The 18,457-nt window shown below is 59.5% G+C and carries 17 protein-coding genes; 6 read left to right on the forward strand and 11 right to left on the reverse strand.

The window, feature by feature from the left end:
• Window positions 1–18 precede the first annotated feature (18 nt).
• From adh to AC1D1L_RS21330, 10 genes are all read right to left on the reverse strand, one after another.
• Window positions 19–1,536, reverse strand: coding sequence for an aldehyde dehydrogenase (gene adh / locus AC1D1L_RS21285; protein WP_477343419.1), 1,518 nt, complete (start codon window positions 1,534–1,536; stop codon window positions 19–21).
• 143 nt (window positions 1,537–1,679) lie between these two features.
• On the reverse strand, window positions 1,680–2,648 hold the full coding sequence (locus tag AC1D1L_RS21290) for a GAF domain-containing protein (protein ID WP_477343420.1): 969 nt from the start codon (window positions 2,646–2,648) through the stop codon (window positions 1,680–1,682).
• Between the two features lie 206 nt (window positions 2,649–2,854).
• Window positions 2,855–3,448 (reverse strand): potassium channel family protein, encoded by a 594-nt coding sequence (locus tag AC1D1L_RS21295; RefSeq protein ID WP_477343421.1) that lies wholly within the window; start codon window positions 3,446–3,448, stop codon window positions 2,855–2,857.
• A gap of 334 nt (window positions 3,449–3,782) precedes the next feature.
• The gene (locus AC1D1L_RS21300; protein ID WP_112562182.1) at window positions 3,783–4,292 is read right to left on the reverse strand and encodes an NADH-quinone oxidoreductase subunit B family protein; all 510 of its coding nucleotides are present in this window, start codon (window positions 4,290–4,292) and stop codon (window positions 3,783–3,785) included.
• Window positions 4,293–4,304: 12 nt separating this feature from the next.
• The gene (locus AC1D1L_RS21305; protein WP_477343580.1) at window positions 4,305–5,819 is read right to left on the reverse strand and encodes a hydrogenase large subunit; all 1,515 of its coding nucleotides are present in this window, start codon (window positions 5,817–5,819) and stop codon (window positions 4,305–4,307) included.
• A 20-nt stretch (window positions 5,820–5,839) separates the two neighbouring features.
• On the reverse strand, window positions 5,840–7,291 hold the full coding sequence (locus AC1D1L_RS21310) for a hydrogenase 4 subunit F (RefSeq protein WP_352557685.1): 1,452 nt from the start codon (window positions 7,289–7,291) through the stop codon (window positions 5,840–5,842).
• Window positions 7,288–7,950 carry a hydrogenase-4 component E gene (locus AC1D1L_RS21315; protein WP_477343422.1) on the reverse strand — a complete coding sequence of 221 codons (663 nt, stop codon included), beginning with the start codon at window positions 7,948–7,950 and terminating at the stop codon, window positions 7,288–7,290. Before AC1D1L_RS21315 ends, AC1D1L_RS21310 begins: the two co-directional genes overlap by 4 nt.
• Window positions 7,950–8,906 (reverse strand): respiratory chain complex I subunit 1 family protein, encoded by a 957-nt coding sequence (locus AC1D1L_RS21320; protein ID WP_477343423.1) that lies wholly within the window; start codon window positions 8,904–8,906, stop codon window positions 7,950–7,952. Before AC1D1L_RS21320 ends, AC1D1L_RS21315 begins: the two co-directional genes overlap by 1 nt.
• Window positions 8,897–10,915 (reverse strand): hydrogenase 4 subunit B, encoded by a 2,019-nt coding sequence (gene hyfB, locus AC1D1L_RS21325; protein WP_477343424.1) that lies wholly within the window; start codon window positions 10,913–10,915, stop codon window positions 8,897–8,899. Before hyfB ends, AC1D1L_RS21320 begins: the two co-directional genes overlap by 10 nt.
• Window positions 10,912–11,223 (reverse strand): helix-turn-helix domain-containing protein, encoded by a 312-nt coding sequence (locus AC1D1L_RS21330; protein WP_162712162.1) that lies wholly within the window; start codon window positions 11,221–11,223, stop codon window positions 10,912–10,914. Before AC1D1L_RS21330 ends, hyfB begins: the two co-directional genes overlap by 4 nt.
• 254 nt (window positions 11,224–11,477) lie before the next feature.
• On the opposite strand from AC1D1L_RS21330, the gene AC1D1L_RS21335 reads away from it, so the two are divergent.
• Window positions 11,478–12,215 (forward strand): spermidine synthase, encoded by a 738-nt coding sequence (locus AC1D1L_RS21335; RefSeq protein WP_477343426.1) that lies wholly within the window; start codon window positions 11,478–11,480, stop codon window positions 12,213–12,215.
• Window positions 12,216–12,347: 132 nt separating this feature from the next.
• Here AC1D1L_RS21335 and AC1D1L_RS21340 read toward each other — a convergent pair whose 3' ends face one another.
• Window positions 12,348–12,635, reverse strand: coding sequence for a hypothetical protein (locus AC1D1L_RS21340; protein WP_477343427.1), 288 nt, complete (start codon window positions 12,633–12,635; stop codon window positions 12,348–12,350).
• A 451-nt stretch (window positions 12,636–13,086) separates the two neighbouring features.
• On the opposite strand from AC1D1L_RS21340, the gene AC1D1L_RS21345 reads away from it, so the two are divergent.
• The 5 genes from AC1D1L_RS21345 to AC1D1L_RS21365 all read left to right on the forward strand — a co-directional run bounded on the left by AC1D1L_RS21345 (window position 13,087) and on the right by AC1D1L_RS21365 (window position 18,429).
• The gene (locus AC1D1L_RS21345) at window positions 13,087–13,821 is read left to right on the forward strand and encodes a hypothetical protein (RefSeq protein ID WP_477343428.1); all 735 of its coding nucleotides are present in this window, start codon (window positions 13,087–13,089) and stop codon (window positions 13,819–13,821) included.
• A gap of 237 nt (window positions 13,822–14,058) precedes the next feature.
• Window positions 14,059–15,414: a site-specific DNA-methyltransferase gene (locus AC1D1L_RS21350; protein ID WP_477343429.1), complete on the forward strand. Its 1,356-nt coding sequence runs from the start codon at window positions 14,059–14,061 to the stop codon at window positions 15,412–15,414.
• Window positions 15,404–16,426 carry a DUF5681 domain-containing protein gene (locus AC1D1L_RS21355; RefSeq protein ID WP_477343430.1) on the forward strand — a complete coding sequence of 341 codons (1,023 nt, stop codon included), beginning with the start codon at window positions 15,404–15,406 and terminating at the stop codon, window positions 16,424–16,426. The genes AC1D1L_RS21350 and AC1D1L_RS21355 overlap by 11 nt, the downstream gene beginning before the upstream one ends.
• A 345-nt stretch (window positions 16,427–16,771) precedes the next feature.
• The gene (locus tag AC1D1L_RS21360; RefSeq protein ID WP_477343431.1) at window positions 16,772–17,593 is read left to right on the forward strand and encodes an alkaline phosphatase family protein; all 822 of its coding nucleotides are present in this window, start codon (window positions 16,772–16,774) and stop codon (window positions 17,591–17,593) included.
• A gap of 113 nt (window positions 17,594–17,706) precedes the next feature.
• The gene (locus AC1D1L_RS21365; RefSeq protein ID WP_477343432.1) at window positions 17,707–18,429 is read left to right on the forward strand and encodes a LuxR family transcriptional regulator; all 723 of its coding nucleotides are present in this window, start codon (window positions 17,707–17,709) and stop codon (window positions 18,427–18,429) included.
• Window positions 18,430–18,457 lie beyond the last annotated feature (28 nt).

Consider the following 18,457-nt stretch of genomic DNA (forward strand, 5'->3'; position numbering starts at 1 on the left):
TGTAAGTCAAAGCAGCTGTCAGAAGAAGCCCAGCTTCTTCGGGCTATAGCTGACCAGCATGTTCTTGGTCTGCTGGTAGTGGTCGAGCATCATCTTGTGCGTCTCGCGGCCAATACCGGACTGCTTGTAGCCGCCGAAGGCCGCATGCGCGGGATAGGCGTGATAGCAGTTGGTCCAGACGCGGCCGGCCTGGATTGCCCGGCCGAAGCGGTAGGCGCGGTTGCCGTCACGCGTCCAGACGCCGGCACCGAGCCCGTAGAGCGTATCGTTGGCTATGCTGAGCGCTTCGTCGTCGTCCTTGAAGGTCGTAACCGATACCACCGGCCCGAAGATCTCCTCCTGGAAGATGCGCATCTTGTTGTGGCCCTTGAACACCGTCGGCTTGACGTAGTAGCCGCCGGCCAGATCACCGGGCAGAACATTGCGTTCGCCGCCAGTCAGCAGTTCGGCGCCTTCCTGGCGGCCGATGTCGATGTAGGACAGGATCTTTTCCAGCTGCTCGGACGAGGCTTGTGCACCGATCATCGTTGCCGGGTCGAGCGGATCGCCCTGCACGATCGCCTCGACACGCTTGAGGGCGCGTTCCATGAACGTATCGTAGATCGATTCATGGATGAGCGCGCGGCTCGGGCAGGTGCAGACCTCGCCCTGGTTCAGCGCGAACATGACGAAGCCTTCGATCGCCTTGTCGAAGAAATCGTCGTCCTCGGCGACGACATCCTTGAAGAAGATATTGGGCGACTTGCCGCCCAGTTCCAACGTGACGGGGATCAGATTCTGGCTGGCATATTGCATAATCAGCCGGCCGGTCGTGGTCTCGCCGGTAAAGGCGATCTTGGCAATGCGCGGCGAGGATGCCAGCGGCTTGCCGGCCTCGAGGCCGAAGCCGTTCACGATGTTGAGCACGCCTGGCGGCAGCAGATCGCCAATAAGATCCGCCCAGAGCAAGATGGCAGCCGGAGTCTGTTCGGCAGGCTTCAGTATCACGCAGTTCCCGGCCGCAAGCGCGGGAGCAAGCTTCCAGCATGCCATCAACAGCGGGAAGTTCCAGGGGATAATCTGGCCGACCACGCCGAGCGGCTCATGGAAATGATAGGCGACGGTGTCGTCGTCGATCTGGGAAAGGCTGCCTTCCTGGCCACGCAAGGCTCCGGCGAAATAGCGGAAATGGTCGATGGCCAAAGGCAGGTCGGCCGCGGTCGTTTCGCGGATCGGCTTGCCGTTGTCCCAGGTTTCGGCGCATGCGAGGAGATCGAGGTTTTCCTCCATGCGATCGGCGATGCGGTTGAGGATGAGCGAGCGCTCGGCCACGCTCGTGCGTGCCCAGGCGTCCTTGGCGGCATGCGCCGCATCCAGGGCCGCCTCGATGTCCTGGGCATCCGAGCGTGCCACCTCGCACAACAGTTGACCGTTCACCGGCGAGTAGTTCTCGAAGTAGCGGCCGGACTGCGGCTCGGCCCATTTGCCGCCGATGAAATTGCCATAGCGCTTGTCGAAGGGCGCCTTGACCGAGCGTGAGAATTCAACCTTGTTCATGTGCATTCCTCCCAAAGCTGACGTCGCGGGATGCGACGCTTCGGAAGAGACTTGCGATTTCCGCCTGTAGTTGTCACCCCACCGGTCACCGCGGTCGGGCATGATGTGTCGCAGAATTGCGACAGTCACGAGAGCCTGGAAGGTCAGTGAGACCGGTGGACATCCAAACGGTTGAGCTTGCGGTGAAGCGTCGCGCGGCTGATGCCAAGCGCCTGAGCCGCAGCGGAGACATTTCCGTCTGCCCGCGCAAGCGCCCGCTGGAGAACGCCGCGCTCCGCCTCGGCGAGAACTTCGGGGCCGCTTTGGGCCCAACCGAGCAGATCGGCCGCAGGCATCGGCTTGTCGAGACAGTGTTGCGTCATTCCAAGCGCCAGGCGAGCCGATCGGGTCGCACCGACCACAAGGTCGTCCGCATCAATCGCGATCAGCGCGCCGGAGCCCTTGTCGGTCACCGGCGCCAAAAGAATTCGCGCCTTGGGGAACGCCATCCTGAAGTTCTCCGCCTCGATCCGACGCGCCGCGTCGGTCACGGCCACTGAAATGAGATTGGCGAAGGCTTCGGTCAGATCTGCCCGGCAGGAGGAGACGTCAAGCGCGGCTACAAGATCCCCCTCATGATCGTAGATCGGAGCAGTGGTGCAGCTCAGGCCCGTGTTGCGCGTGTGGAAATGCTGGTCACGGTGGATTGTCAGTGCGCGCCGCTCGACCAGACAGGTGCCGATTCCGTTCGTCCCCTGGCTTTCCTCATTCCAGACGGAACCAGTCCACAAACCCCAGGAATGAAACGTCTCGTCATCGACGGGCGCGCCGCGCCGTTCGACCGGCACACCGTCACGATTAGCGAGCAGGACACAGCATCCGACGCCGCCTACCGCCAAATAGAGACGGTCGAGACTCGATTGGGCAACCCGGATGAGTGGTTCGAGATGTTGCCGGGCCTCCCCCAGTTCCGCCTCTGTCAGATAATGTGGGGGGCTACAGTCGGCCGGATCGAGCCGATGCAAATTGGAAGACCGGCGCCAGGAGGCAACCAGCGCGGACTTCGCTGCAGCATCCGAGGCGATCGCGGCCTGGATGCGGTCAGCATGATGACCGTATAGATCTTCGCCCATACTTATCCTCCCAGCCCTGGTGTCGTTCCTCCCGGTCCGACCGGTCTGCGGTTCGATCGGCACATAGTCAATTCGTCGAAAGAAGTAGACGCAGATCTCTCCCTCTTGCCCATCATTGGCCAATCGACGGCTGCTCCATCGAGAAAGTCTACCAACAGAATGGCGCGCGTTCATTGATCAGGAGCAAACCCGAGCATCGGCTGCGGTCAGAAATGTTCGCCGGCCTTGAATGGGCCGATGCGGGTGCCTGCCGCGACCAGATAGGCGGTCGACCAGCCGATGAGCAAGAACCCGTTTACGCCCTCGAGCGCCGCCAGGACACGCCACGCATGGGCCGGCACAATGTCGCCGTAGCCGACCGTCGAGAAGGTGATGGTCGAAAAGTACAGTGCGGTTTCGAAATCGGCGAAGATATCAAGCAACCGGTACAGTCCTGCCCAGAGCCACACCTCTGCGGTCATGACGGTGAAGAGCCCCATAACGACGCTGATCATCGCGACAATCCGGCTGCGGCGCCCGTGCATGCGAAACCGGGCGACTAGGTGTCCCATCGCGTGTGTGACGGCGATCAGACCAAAGGTATGGATCAAGACCGTCAGGCTTATGACGATGGTGCCGATGAACAGATTTAGGATCATGCGCGGAACGTAGCCATCAAGAGCCTTTCGTCCTTGTGCGAGATCAATCTCAATACCGGCGGAGGTTTGAAAGCGCGGAAGCTCTGGCCAAAAGCTGACACTCCACTCTTCAGACTGAATCTCAGATTTCGGCCATTTCGTCCCTAGGGCAGGCGTGCCCAAAGTCTGAAGGTCCTCGAAATTCGCCGTACCTATTTCGCAGAAAAGTACGGCGGTAGTTCGCTAAGCGATTGAAAATATTGTCGATTCAGACAGGAATCGAACCTGTGACCTACAGATTGCTCGACGCGGGTCGCTCACGACAGAAGGAATCGGAGCTTCGCACTGCCGCTTGGCCCACGCTTCCAGCCAGACGCATGCCTTCTGAACTGATGATCAGGAAGGACTAACGGCTTCAAACGTGTTCCGGGGTTCGGGTCGGTAGAGCGCTACCGCCTTTCCCCACGTTCAGATGATCTGCGTTATCTTCTTCGTTGCCGCGCACCAGTCGTTGCATTCACACCTCAATCAAGGCGAGCAGACCCTTCAGAATCTCGATTGGGGGCGGCGGGCAGCCTGGAATATGCAGATCGACTGGCAGCACCTCCGACACGCCGCCCACGACGGCATAGCTGCCGGCGAAACAGCCGCCGTTCCTGGCGCAGTCGCCGAGTGCCACAACCCATTTGGGGTTGGGTGTCGCATCCCAGGTCCTCTTCAATGCCTCGCGCATGTTCTTTGTGACCGGCCCTGTGACAAGCAGCACATCGGCATGGCGCGGCGACGCGACGAAACGGAATCCAAAGCGCTCGATGTCGTAGAAAGCGTTGTTGAGCGCGTGCATTTCGAGTTCACAACCGTTGCAGGAACCGGCGTCGACCGCCCGGATCGACAGGCTACGTCCCAGCCGTTTGCGAGCGGCACCATCAAGGGCGTGGGCGAGCTCGTCGATCGCGGCTTCCCGTGCCAAGGGTGGGCGCTCGGTGAGCGGGGGGCGTATCAGGCTGTCGAAGAGAAGCTTGCGCATGATGGCGTGCCTTTAGAGATCATGGCCGGAATAGGAGCAGTTGAACGACTTGTTGCAGAGCGGAAAGTCGGCAACGATGTTGCCTTCGATCGCCGCTTCAAGAAGCGGCCATTGAAACCATGACGGGTCACGCAAGTGGCAGCGCTCGACCAGGCCGCCTTCGCCGATGCGCAGCCAGGCCAGGATGTCGCCGCGGAATCCTTCGACCAGCGCCATACCTTCACGCGGGCCGTTCGTAGAGGGGACATTGGCGCGCGCCGCGGCGCCACCCGGCAGCCGTTGCAGGATCTGCTCGACCAGCGACAAGCTCTGCTCGACTTCGCGAATGCGGATCCAGACGCGGGCATTCACGTCGCCCTCCTCAAGGACAGGTACGTCGAAAGTGAGTTCGTCGTAAGGGGGGTAGCCCGGACTGCGCCGTGCATCGAAGTGACGGCCGGAGGCGCGGCCGACATAGCCGCCGGCTGCATATTGCCGGGCAAGCTCCACCTTGAGTCGGCCGGTTCCGACGGTGCGGTCCTGCAGCGAGGCGGTGTTGTCGTAGAGTTCAATCAGGCGAGGAAAGCGTTGCCTGATCTCCGCGATCACCGACCGAACCGCGCGCTCTCCCTCTTCGCGCAGGTTGCTTGCCACCCCTCCAGGCACGATGCAATCGCGCATCAAACGATGGCCGAAGGCGGCATCGCTGGCGCGCAAAACGCGTTCGCGCAGCACGCCGCAATGGGCGTGCATGAGTGCGAAGGCCGCGTCGTTGCAGATGGCGCCGATATCGCCGAGATGGTTGGCAAGCCGCTCCAGCTCGGCCATCAGTGCCCGCAGCCAGAGGGCACGCGGCGGGACCTCGACACCGAGCGCTGCTTCGACCGCGCGGGCAAAGGCAAGCGAATAGGCCACTGTGCTGTCGCCGGAGGTCCTGCCTGCCAGTCCGGCGGCGCGATCGATGGGCGAACCCGCCATTAAACCTTCTATGCCCTTGTGAACATAGCCGAGACGCTCTTCCAGCCGCACCACCGTTTCGCCGCTTGCGGTGAATCGGAAATGCCCAGGCTCGATGATGCCGGCATGCACGGGCCCGACCGGAATCTGGTGGAGGCCGTCGCCGTCCGCGGCAAGGAAGCGGTAGGAAGACGCCGCGGCTGGAGGCTGTGGCCGAGTCGCCAGGGGATGGCTGCCCCCCCAATGGCCATGGTCAAGCCAGCGACGGGTATCGGGAAGCCCCTGCGGCAGCAACCCGAAAAGGTCCGCGGCAGCACGCTCAAGCCGCAAAGCGGGCGGATGCCGCTGGCCGACCGATGGGTAGCGGCCGCCAAGGCATTGCAGACTAATGACGCCGATGTCGCGAACCTCGTCGAGAAGCGCCATGTGGACGGTGTTCGGCTCCCCCCAGAGGCCGAGGAGGCTCCAGCGGCCCTCAGCGAGCTGCTCGACGGCAAGGCTCCAGATTTTCGGGGGCACCACGGCCCGCCTTGAAGGCGCGTGATGTTTGGCGGAGCGGCCGGCCTCGATGAGGTCAACCAGCGCCGGCATGCTTCTTTTGCTCATCCGCTTCATCCCAGAATGGCCGCGACATGCTGAAACCACGTGACCAGGGGTGATGGCAGATATACGCCGGCGCCAAATACCAACGCCAGATGGGAATACATCGGCACGTAGGATGCCTCGACGGGCGCGGTGCCGCCGCGCGGCTCGCCGAAGGCGACGCCGGTCAGCCGCAGCAGCAGGGCGCCGAAGGCGAGCAGAAGCCCGAACACCAAAGGGATCGCCAGAAGCGGTTGCCTGGCAAAAGTCGAACTCACGACCAGGAATTCGCTCATGAAGATGCCGAGCGGCGGCAGGCCGGCGATGGCGACGACACCGATGACCAGCGCCCAGCCAAGCCCGGGATGGCTTTCCGTCAGCCCTCTTATGTCGGCGATCTTTTGTGTCCCCTTGACCTGCGCGATGTGGCCGACCGCAAAGAAGATCGCCGACTTGGTCAGACTGTGCATGACCATATGCAGCAGGCCTGCAAAGTTCGCGAGCGGACCACCCATGCCGAAAGCAAAGACGATGATGCCCATATGTTCGATCGAAGAGTAGGCGAACAGGCGTTTGATGTCGCGGCGGCGGTAGAGCATGAAAGCGGCGAAGATGAGGGAGGTGAGCCCCATCGTGACCATCAACGGTCCCGGGGGTATCGCCTGCGGGCTTGCGGCCAGCAACAGCTTGAAGCGCAGCACGGCATAGAGCGCGACATTCAGCAGCAAGCCCGACAGCACCGCGGAAATCGGCGTTGGGCCTTCCGCGTGCGCGTCGGGCAGCCAGGCATGCAAGGGGGCAAGGCCGACCTTGGTGCCGTAGCCGAGCAGCAGAAAGACGAAGGCGACGTTGAGCAGAGCCGGGTCGAAGCGGGCGGCATGCTCGATCAGCACGGTCCACACCATGGCGTTCGTGCCCTCGCCGACCACTGGTTGTGCGGCCATGTAGACGAGAATGGTGCCGAAGAGGGCGAGCGCAATGCCAACGCTTCCCAGAATGAAATATTTCCAGGCGGCTTCCAGCGCTTCATGAGTGCGATAGATGCCGACCATGAGCACGGTGGTCAGCGTGGCAAGTTCCACCGCCACCCACATCAGACCGATGTTGTTCGACACGAACGCCAGGTTCATGCCGAACATCATGACCTGGTACATGGCGTGGTAGAACCGCAAGTTCGTTGCGGTCAGCCGGCCGGTGTCCAACTCGTGCGCAATGTAGGAGGCACTGAACACACTGGTGGTGAAGCCGACGAATGTGTTGAGCACGATGAAAACGATGTTGAGATCGTCGACCAGCAGATACTGCCCCGGCTGCGGCCGGTCGGTGACAAGAAGCGACAGCGCGGCAAGCAAGGTCAGGAAGCTGGCGACGACATTCAGGCGTGCCGTCACCCGATAGTTCGGTAGCATGGCCATGAGTGCCGCAGCCGCTGGCGGTATCAGCAAAATGGCGGCCACCGCATCGAAGGAAAACCCAGTCAATGGCGTTCTCCCCGGTAGTCGTCGAGCGCACCAACATCCACCGAGTCGAACCTTTCGCGGATGCGGAACAGGAAGACGCCGATGACGATGAAGGCGATCAGAATCGAGAAAGCGACGCTGATCTCGACGACCAGCGGCATGCCCTTGGCGCCCGTGGCGGCCAGCACCAGGCCGTTCTCGAGCGACATGAAGCCGACAACCTGGCTGACTGCATTTCGGCGGGTGACCATCACCAGCAGCCCGAGCAGAATGATGGACAGCGCGAAGGCCAGATCCTCGCGCGCCAGCGGATCGGCCTCAGGGGTGACCCGCAGCATCAGGACCATGGAGAGCGTCACCAGACCAATTCCCGCCAGCATGGTCGGACCGATGCCGACGGCGGTCTCGATGTCGCGATGGATGCCGAGCCGCTGAATGATGCGGTGAAGCCCGACGGGAATGACGATCGCCTTGAACACGAGGGCGATCGCGGCGGTCACGTAGAGATGATGGGCGTCCTGGATGTATGCCTGCCAGGCCACGGACAGAGCGAGGACGACCGCATGCAATGCAAACACGTTGATCAGCGCAAAGAGGCGATCCTGATACAGCATCATGAAACTGACCAGCACCAGGCCGCCGGCAAGCAGATGAGCGATGTCGAAGGTGAGACCGTTCATCAAAGGCTCCGTGAGACGAACAGCAAGAGTGTGCCGAGCAGGGCAAGCATGAGCGCCGCGCCGAGGAAATCCGGAACGCGGAAGACACGCATCTTGGCGATGGCGGTTTCGAATACGGCAAGGAGAATGCCGCAGACGGCAAGCTTGCCGACATAGGCGACGATGCCCAGGCCGTAGGACGCCGGCCCGGGCTGAGCAGTCACCAGTCCCCAGGGAACGAAGACGCAGGAAATCAGCGAGACATAGAGCAGCAGCTTGAGGAATGCGGCGAACTCGATCATCGCCAGATGGCGGCCGGAATACTCCAGGATCATCGCCTCATGGACCATCGTCAGTTCCAGGTGGGTCGCCGGATTGTCGACGGGTATGCGGGCGTTTTCGGCGATCGCCACCATTACGAGGGCGATGAGCGACATGCCGAGCGATACCCGCAGACCAACCTCGGGTGAACTCATGAAGGTGGCGACCGTGGAAAGTTGTGTCGCGCCGGCGACGAGCGCCAGGCTGAACACGATCAGAAGCATAGCGGGCTCGGCCAGCGAAGCGATCATGACCTCGCGGCTTGCACCGATGCCGCCGAAACTGGTGCCGACATCCATCCCTGCCAGAGCTAGGAAGAAGCGTGCGCTGCCAAGCAGCGCGACGATGGCTATCAGATCGGCGGTCCAGCTGAAGGTGAGGCCGGTTGCGAATGTCGGGATGAGCGCGGCAGCGAGCCAGGTGGCGGCGAAGATCAGGTAGGGTATGACGCGAAACAGCCAGGATGCGTTGTCCGCCAGGACGACTTCCTTACGCATAAGCCGCAACAGATCGCGGTAGGGCTGGATCAGGGAGGGCCCCTGGCGCCGCAGCAGTCTCGCCTTCACCTTGCGCACGAAGCCGGTCAGCAGCGGTGCAAGCAAAAGCACGAGCATCATCTGTGCGCCCTGGACAGCCAACTGAAGGATCAGGGCCATAGCGCGAGCACCGTGAGCAAGGTGACGAGATAGAGGAAAACGAGAGTCAGATAGCGTCGAATGGTCAGGAACTGCAGGCGGTTCAGCCTCAGGGTTGCAAAATCGATGGCGCCAGCGATCGGCTGATAAAAAGCCTCCCAGACCACATCGTGCATTTCGACAGTCAAACGCGCCGGGCCAGTCGCGCCGGGCGGTGGCATCTCTACCGTTTCCCTGGCCCGGAACGCGAATGTGCCGAAGACGCGGCGAATGGGCTGCGCGAAGCTGACTGCCGTGTATTGCGCGGCCGGCGTAACGTCCGGGAAACCACAGCCCCAGGCGGGGGCTCGGCGGAGCGCATGCGAGGCGAAGCGGTGGATCACGACTGCCGCGACCGATGCGGAAGCAGCGATGAAAAGGAACACCAGCAGGCCATTGTAGGAGCTGCGACTCTCGGCGACCGGTACGATCGACAGCCAGGGCTGGGCCATCTGCACCGGCATGCGGTTGCCGATGAGCGAAAGCGTTACCGGTGAAAGACCGTCTATGACGAGGCCCGGCAGAATGCCGGCAAGCAGGCAAAGTGCCGCGAGGATGAACATTGCCGCGAGCGAATAGCGATCGACCTCGTGCGCACGCTCCACCACGGCGGTCCGGGGCCGGCCGAGAAATGTAATTCCGAACGCCTTCACGAAACATGCCGCCGCCAGCGCCGCCGACAATGCCAGCAGGCCACCAACGGCAGGCACCATGACCTTCAGACCCCACTGCGGCAGGTCAGGGCTCTGCAGGATGGCCTGGAAGGCCAGCCATTCGGAGACGAAGCCGTTGAAGGGCGGAAGCGCGGAGATCGAAACGCAACCGACGAGAAAGGCAAAACTGGTCAGCGGCATGCGGTGGATAAGACCGCCCAGTTTCTCCATGTTGCGCTCGCCGGTCGCCGTGAGCACGGCGCCGGCGCCGAAAAACAGCAGGCTCTTGAACAAGGAATGGTTGAGAACGTGGAACAGCGCGGCGGTAAGCGCCAGCGCCGCAGCCAACGGCATCGCGTTCGCCTTGAAGGCAAGCGCGAGGCCAAGGCTTATGAAGATGACGCCGATGTTTTCGATCGTGCTGTAGGCGAGGAGCCGCTTGAGATCCTTTTCCATCAATGCGTAGAGGATGCCGAGAACCGCGGTCAGGCCGCCGAGGAAGAGCACGACGACGCCCGACCACCAGGCCGGCTCGCCGAGCAGGTCGAAAACGACGCGTATGAAGCCATAGACGGCGACCTTGGTCATGACGCCGCTCATCAGGGCGGAGACATGGCTCGGCGCCGCCGGATGCGCGAGCGGCAGCCAGACATGCAAAGGGACAAGGCCGGCCTTGGAGCCGGCGCCGAGTAGCATGAGGCCAAGGACCGCGGCGGCGACGAACCGGCTTGGCTCGCCGGCACGCATCGCGTCGAATGTGTAGGTTCCGGCCGGTCCGGCCAGCAGACCGAAGGCGAGCAGCAGCGCCAACGTGCCGAAGCCTGCCATCACCAGATAGATGTAACCTGCCCGCGTATTGTCCTGTTCGCGATGCTGCGCCATGACGAGCGCCCACGACGCGAGCGACATGAATTCCCAGCACAACAGGAAGGTGAAGGCGTCATCGGCCAGCACGACAAGGTTCATGCCGGCAAGGAACGCCGGGAAGAACGGCAGCACCCGGTGTGGAGTAGCCTCATGGCGACCGTAGCCCAGTCCGTAGAGGCTGGCGAGCGCACCGCCGAGGTTGACGACGACGAGAAAAAAAGTCGACAGCGCATCCAGACGGAAGTGAGCACCGATCCATGGCAGTCCAAGTGGCAGCGTGACGGTTGAGACGCCGGCAGGATCGCCTGCCAGCGCGCTTGTGACGATCACGAACAGGGCGGCCGAGATGCCAAGCGTTGCGCCATAGACCAGACGTGTCGCCGAACCGCGCCGGCTGACCGCGACAGCCCCTATGGCGGTTCCCAGAAGCGCGGCGACGCCCCACAAGGGAAGGGCAACGATCGGCGTCACGGCAGGCTCTCGCCGGAGCCGGTCTCCGCATCGTCGGCGCCGGAAATCCTGGCTGGGTTGAAGCCCACCTTGAGCCGCACCCCACGCCCGCCAGCCTGGCTGGTCGCACCTTCCCCGATCAACTCGATGCCGGCAGCCTCAAGCGCCGCGATCAATTTCATCAGGGAATCGACATTACCCCGGATCATCCACTCGCTGGCTTCCATGCGCTGAATTGTCGGCACCGAAAGGCCGGACAATTCGGCAAGTCTGCGCTGATCGATGCCGAGCAGCGCCCTGGCGGCGCGCAACTGCGGAGCAGTTATCACAAATCGCCCCTTTCTCAGCTCTGAGACATAAGCCCTACGCGTTGCAGCATACATTGAAATGTGCTACAGTCAATAAATGATGTTTTAGATATCATTTTTTGATGTCAGTCCTGGATGGCTGGCTATTCCAGGCAGACGGCGCAAACCGGGGCGCGTACCCTTGAAGGACCCCAGCCCTCAAAAGTCTTCCTCAAGATCAAGACCATGCTTGGTTGAACTTCAGGATTTGGAACCCTGGCTACGATGGCTAAATCATGATCCGGATAGCAAAATATCACAGCGATTTCGGCAATATCGAAGTTCTTCGCGCGAAGGACACCGGCTCGTTCATTTATCGGCAGGGTGGCTGTTATCAAAGCGAGTGCGACCCAGATGGCGTAAGTGTCGTCCCTTACATACACGCGATCTTTGGCCTTCTCGCGCAAATGCAAGCATCGGATGTGTTGATGATCGGTTGTGGCGGCGGCAGTCTGGCCACTATGTTGGACAGAGCCGGCGTGCACGTGACGATAATTGACATCAATCCAAGCGCCTTTCGGATCGCTCACAAGTATTTCGGGCTTCCTCGTGAGGTCGATTGTCATGCTGCTGACGGGCGCAATTTCCTGCGTGCCGACCGGCATCGCTACGACGCGATTGTCCTCGATGCGTACTCCGGAAGACGCATTCCAGAGCACCTATGCGCCGAGACATTTTTCGGCCTTGTTCAGACGCGCCTGAAAAATGCTTCCGGCTGTTTGTTCGCCAATGTTCATGCGGGCCATGACCTTGATCTGATGCCCGATCGCGTCGCCGCAAAATTGAACAATGTTTGGGCTGACGTAAGGCTGCTCGATGTTCGCGGCGTGTCGGATCGCAACGCGATTGTCATGGCCGGCAAGGTGCGCAATCTCGTACAACCAGCCTTGCACATGCCACCGTCGGTCGGAGCGGATGAGGTCGCGCGAGACCTAAGTCTATTGGCGTTCAGGCCTTGGCTTTTGCGCCGCTGAAAAGCATGACGGCCAGGGATCATCTTGGGGAAGTGTGGTAGCTGGAGAGCGCTACATCTCAAGGCCCACTAAGAGGCATTCTTCTGCTATTGGCGTAGCGGAAGTCTCCTGGACCCAAACGGCCGGCGCGCGTCAATACAGACTGCGGGTGGCGAAGCACAAATAGCCGATGTCGAGTTTAGTAACAGCACTCACCGAATTCTTGACTGGGATCAAGGCTTCTGACCAGGAAATCGGCAGACCGACCACGATGTTCAAGGGAGCGTCGAATGAGTAGGCGGTCTTCACGACCCGGCAAGCTGCGTGTCCGGAGTCTGAAGGTCCACGAAATTCGCCGTACTTATTTCGCAAAAACTTCGCAAAAAAGTACGGCGACAATTTCGCTAAGTGTTTGAAAACGTTGGTGAACCGAGCAGTCACGGGCGAACCAGTCTCCGTTTGATATTCCCTGATAACAGGAAAAAACAGGGAATTTCTGCGAAACACACTACCCGCCGCGGATAAGTTTGTGATATTACTGTTTGATTTCAATCATTTAGCGGGGAATTCCTGCGCCGCCAATCGGGGAAATTCGATTGGATATCAGGCAAATTCTGTGGGCTGCAGCATTTAACAGGGAAAATGCGTTGCCATTCCGCGGGATGCCATTGTCGTTTCGCGGGATCGAATTGTCCTTAGCTGGGAATCCATTACTGTTTCGCGAGCAACCTTTGGACGAGTGCGGTTGCGAATTGAATATTGGTGGAATCTGTTTGCGCACTCCCGAATGGGGAGTGCGGCTGACTGGGATGTATTTGTCGTATTGTGAAATTGAGCAAGAAAAACGAAACTGTCGCAAAATTTCTGGAATGCGATTGTTTTCGGAGGCTCAATGTCGAAGTTAAGGGTGTTGTCCAAGCTAACTGTATTGCGATCCAGAAAGCTTTGGTGGTTCGCGACTGCCCTGACCGCGCTTGTCAGCTGCGCGAGCCCAAGCATCGATCTGAAGGACCCGGGCAAGATATCCGGGAATTTGATGATCTTTTGGGTCGGCGAAGACAGATTCGTCTACTACCCCTACAATGGCGAACCCCTCATTTATCACCTCCCGGAGAAACTACGACAGGATCTCAATGTCTCTGAAATCCGAGCCGGTTTGCACTACACCGACGGAGGTTCAATCCCGCCCCTGGTGCGGGGTCTCGCGGGGCTATCACCCTGGGGCTACGGTCCGGCTTACATTGTCCATGACTGGTTGTTCGCAGCTCACCACTGTCTGTCCACCAGTCAGGCTGGGGCACTGGATCCACGAGATGCTGAGGAGGCCAAGATCGTCTCGAAAGTGACATTCAGGCAATCTGCTGATCTACTCGCTGGGGTGATCTCTGCGCTCATCAAACAGAATGTGGTGCCGAAGCGAGAGGCGGCGCCCTCGGCGATCTATACCGCCGTGGACTCTTTTGTCGCCAAGAACCTATGGGACGAAACCGACCCAAAATCGTGCGATCCTGTTACAAAGGAGGATCTCGATCGGATCAGGCGTTCGACCGAAAAAGGAATAGCTTCCGTCCAGGTGTTGCGCCCCGGTGCAGTGCCTCCTCTGCTTGTTTTCCAGCAGCGTTTTTGAAACGAGCGCCGGGGAGAAGTCAGGTGACTGATTCGGCTTAGGTCGCATTTTTGAAATGAGTGCAACAATTGCACTCATTAAACGTGGCGAGAAGGTGTTCTTAAATCGGTATTAAACGGGCAATACAGTAAAAATCAACCTTTTGGCGCCATCTTGATCAGTAAGCCTTGATTTTTTCCGCCGCCCTCGTCTCCATTTCCGCATCTACTATGTAATCAGCCGAGCGGATATTTAGAGATGAATTCTCCATCGATCGAAATGCAGCCTGTTGCGGCCCTTCGGCCCTATGCCGGCAACGCTCGAACGCATTCAAAGAAGCAGATCCGACAAATTGCCGAAAGCATCTCGCGCTTCGGCTTCACCAATCCGGTCCTGGTGAGTGACGCCGGTGAGATCATCGCGGGTCATGGCCGTGTCATGGCCGCGAAGGAGTTGGGTATTGCAGCTGTACCGACGCTCAGGCTTTCACACCTTAGTACCGAGGAACGCCGCGCCTACGTTCTGGCTGACAACAAACTTGCATTGAACGCCGGCTGGGACACGGAGATCCTGGCAATCGAGTTGCAGGCACTGATCGATATTGAGTTCGATCTAACGCTGACCGGCTTCTCGCTCGCGGAAATCGACCTGACACTCGACCAGGCGAAACAGGCTTCCGCGGCCGCAAATGATGCTGCCGATCTCATTCCCGAACTTCTAGGCGAGGCGGTCTCGAAGCAGGGTGACCTTTGGCTGCTCGGCCGCCACCGGCTGATCTGCGGCGATGCCCGGTCGAGCGACGATGTCACTCGCTTGATGAGAGGCGAGACAGCGGATCTGATCTTCACAGACCCACCATATAACGTCGCCATCGATGGCAATGTCGGTGGCCTCGGATCCGTCCGACACCGCGAGTTTGCCTTCGCCTCCGGCGAAATGAGCCGTGCCGAATTCACCGAGTTCCTGACAGCGACGCTGTCGAATGCCTCGCGTGTTGCCAAGGATGGCGCCATCGCCTTTGTCTGTATGGACTGGCGCCATATGCGCGAGCTTCAGGATGCGGGCGAGGTGGCGTTCACCGAACTGAAAAACCTCTGTGTTTGGAATAAGTCGAATGGCGGCATGGGCAGCTTCTATCGTTCGAAGCATGAGCTGGTGTTCGTCTTCAAGATAGGCACTGCTCCGCACACCAACAGCTTTGGCCTTGGCGAGACGGGGCGATACCGCACGAATGTCTGGGACTATGCAGGTATCAGCAGCCTGGGGGCCAATCGCCTTGACGAACTCTCTATGCACCCGACCGTAAAGCCGGTCGCACTGGTCGCGGATGCGATCAAGGACTGCTCGCGGCGCAACGAGATCGTCCTCGATCTATTCGGCGGCTCAGGCAGCACTTTGATTGCCGCGGAGAGCTGCGGACGGCAGGCTAGGCTCATCGAGTACGATCCCGCCTATTGCGACACCATCATCACGCGCTGGCAAAACTACACCGGCAAACGAGCGTTGACGGGCGACAATGGCGCCGACTTCGACACTGTTGCGAGCCAGCGCGGAGTGTCTCCTATCAGCGCCAACGGCCAAGTCTCGAAACGGAGGCGCTCCAATGTCCGCTGAGAAGGGAAAAGGCGCCTCCAAGAAGGCAAAATCGGCTGAGCTCAGCCAGGATGTCCAGAATGAGATCACGCAACGCATTATCTTCGGCGCCGGCTACGGCAGTCCACCAGAACATACGCGTTTCAAGAAAGGCGCCCCCTCGCCAAACCCAAAGGGTCGACCACGTAAGGCACCGCCCGATCTGTCACTTGCTGAGCAACCCATGCTTGAAGCCGTGCTCAAAGGGGCCGACAAAAAGGTCACTATGCGCGAGGGTGGCAAGGTCACGCAGGTTCCCGCGCGTGCGGCGTTTGTACACTCGGTGTATGCCAACGCCCTAAATGGCAATGCTCGCTCTCAAGGCCTATTGGGTGATTGGTTGCGAACGGCCGACGAAGTCAAGGCTCGAGAGATCAGGGAATCTCGCGATTATTGGCGGACCTACCAACGGGTTGCCCGTGAGCTCATTGCCGAAGCAAGGGCAAAAGGTGAGAGCGAACCTATTATTGTACCGCACCCCGACGACATCATCTTCGACGACGAGAGCGGCGCACTCATCATCGGGCCGTTCGACGAGGAAAGCGCCAAGCAGACGCAGGACACTATTGACCATCGGCATGCCTTCATTCTTCAGGCGGCTCTGGATGAGCGGTTCATGCCTCCGTCGACAGACGACGACCAGCGCAGTGGACCGGGTGCGGCCATCGAGTTTGCAAAGCTCATGAACCGGGCTTTGCCACCAAGATTGCGGTTCGCTGAGTGGTCGATCTTCGATCGGGTCGATTTCTACTCGCGTCATCCTAAACGCTGGCTATTGAAGGAGGTGTATTCGACCTGGCGCAAGCTGGGCAAGAAATTCAAGCGCGGACAGCTCTTTCCCAGCCTTGGTTGGGCGGCGGAGAAGCTTACCTTGATGGGTGATCTGCAGGCAGCTGTGGGAGGCGGCCATCTAGACCTCGATGCGATCGCGGACGGTCATTTCGATGAAACGGCACGAGAGTTTTTCGAGGAGGGGGGCTTCGCGTTCGAATGATGGAGGGCATACCCGGCATGGGACATCTTTTCACATCCACTGACGCTAAAGAACTGGCAGCCGTTGCGCTGCAAACGCGAGCGAAGTCCCGGAAAGATTGGTGCGAGCCCAGAAGGGCGGATTCAGCGGCATCGGCGCTCCGCCCAGAAATGTCCGCGCCTTACCGTTGGAACCGGCGACTGAGAGCGTCCTCAGCTCCATTGCTGCCGAAACGAAAATTGCCAGGTTACATCTCATTCGGATAGTGTTTCGCGAGTGGTTGGAAACAATCGAAGAGAACCGCGAAATGAATGGCAATGCATAGCAGCATTACCGCGTCGACCTGCATCATCGAGAGGGAATTCCATGTGCGAGCAGAGTGAGTACCCGTCACTTCAACGGTTCTCTATAGTTGTCCTAACGATCAGCATCGCGCTGAGCGCCGCTGGTATTGCTGTCGCTTCGCCGAGCCGGCCCCCAAAATATGACCACGTCGTCGTCGTCATCCTGGAGAACCACTCCTTTGATCAGATTTCTCAGGCAGGATCAGCTGCCTATTTGGGAAGACTAGCGAAGGGTGGCGCGATTTTTGAGAACTCCTATGGCGTCGCTCATCCCAGCCAACCCAATTACTTCGCACTCTTCAGCGGCTTGACACATGGGGTCCATGACGATGGCATGCACAGCTTTGCTGGGCCGAACTTGGCCGCTCGTCTTCGTGCCCATGGCAAGACATTTGCAGGTTATATCGAAGCCGGATCGCCGCGAAAACACAATCCTTGGGAATCGTTTGCAGACGCAAAGGGATTTGAGACGTCTTTGACTGACTTCCCGTACGATTATGCGAGGCTGCCATCCGTTAGCTTCGTGATCCCCAATCTCAAAAATGACATGCACGATGGCACGATAAAGCAGGCCGATACCTGGCTGAAAGATCACCTGGGTGGCTACGCCAATTGGTCGAGGAAAAACAACAGTCTGTTGATAGTGACGTTCGATGAGGATGATTATCATAATGAAAACCACATATTTACTGTATTCTATGGGTTTGGAGTCAATCCCGGGCGTTACTCCGAATTTATCGACCACTATACAGTCCTGCGGACCATCGAAGATATAGAGAGCATACCTCCTCTTGGCGCCAGCGTCGTCAGAAAGGCGATCGGCAGTGGTTGGAGCCGGCACTAGTCTCTAAGGCAGCTGCAGTTCTCCACGCGTGAGAACATTTCTGTAAATCCTGTATTCGGATTTCCTAATTCAGGTTAGACTTATATGGATTGGGTGCCGCAGGGATCGCTTACATGATCGATGCAGACGTATTTGATTTTGTCGAGCGCTGCAGAAACCACACGGCGACGGGGCCGCTGCTGGGCGACCTGCTGGAGACCGTGCGAAATCTCGGCTTCGAACACCTCATCTTGAGCGGCGTTCCTCTTGGCGGGCAGAAGCTTGCGCCGATGGTCGAACTGAATGGCTGGCCCGCAGGGTGGTTCGAGCGTTATGTCGAAGCCGAACATGCCGCTGTCGATGGCGTCTGCATCTATTCGGCGAAGACTTTGAAGCCGTTTCTTTGGGCTGACGTGCCAGCAAAATGGTCTAATACCGAAGGCTCGCGACGAGTTGCCGGCGAAGCAACGGAGTTTGGCATCTGCAGCGGTTTCGCCGTGCCGATGTTAAGCGTCCACCATTGGCAATCCGTGCTGTCCTTCGCGTCTTCCGCGAAGCGATGCAGTCTGTCGCCCCGCCAACAGGTGCAACTGGTTACCATGGCGGTATACGCGGGCATGTCGATTCAGGCTTTGTCAAATGACGATGAGGGGGATGAAGGTCCCCTGACCGATCGGGAGAAAGAGGTCCTTTTGTGGGCCGCGGCCGGCAAGACCTCGTCGGAAACGTCTCAGATTCTTGGCCTGACTGAGCGCACCGTCAAATGGCATTCTACGCGAGCTCGGGAAGCTTTTGGCGTCGCGACAACCACGCAGGCTGTTGTTGAAGCAGTGCGCAGGCGCTTGATTCATCCCTGAGCGCGTCAACTGTCCGATCGGACAGGTG

The sequence above is a fragment of the Mesorhizobium sp. P2_D6 genome, from assembly GCF_056404315.1.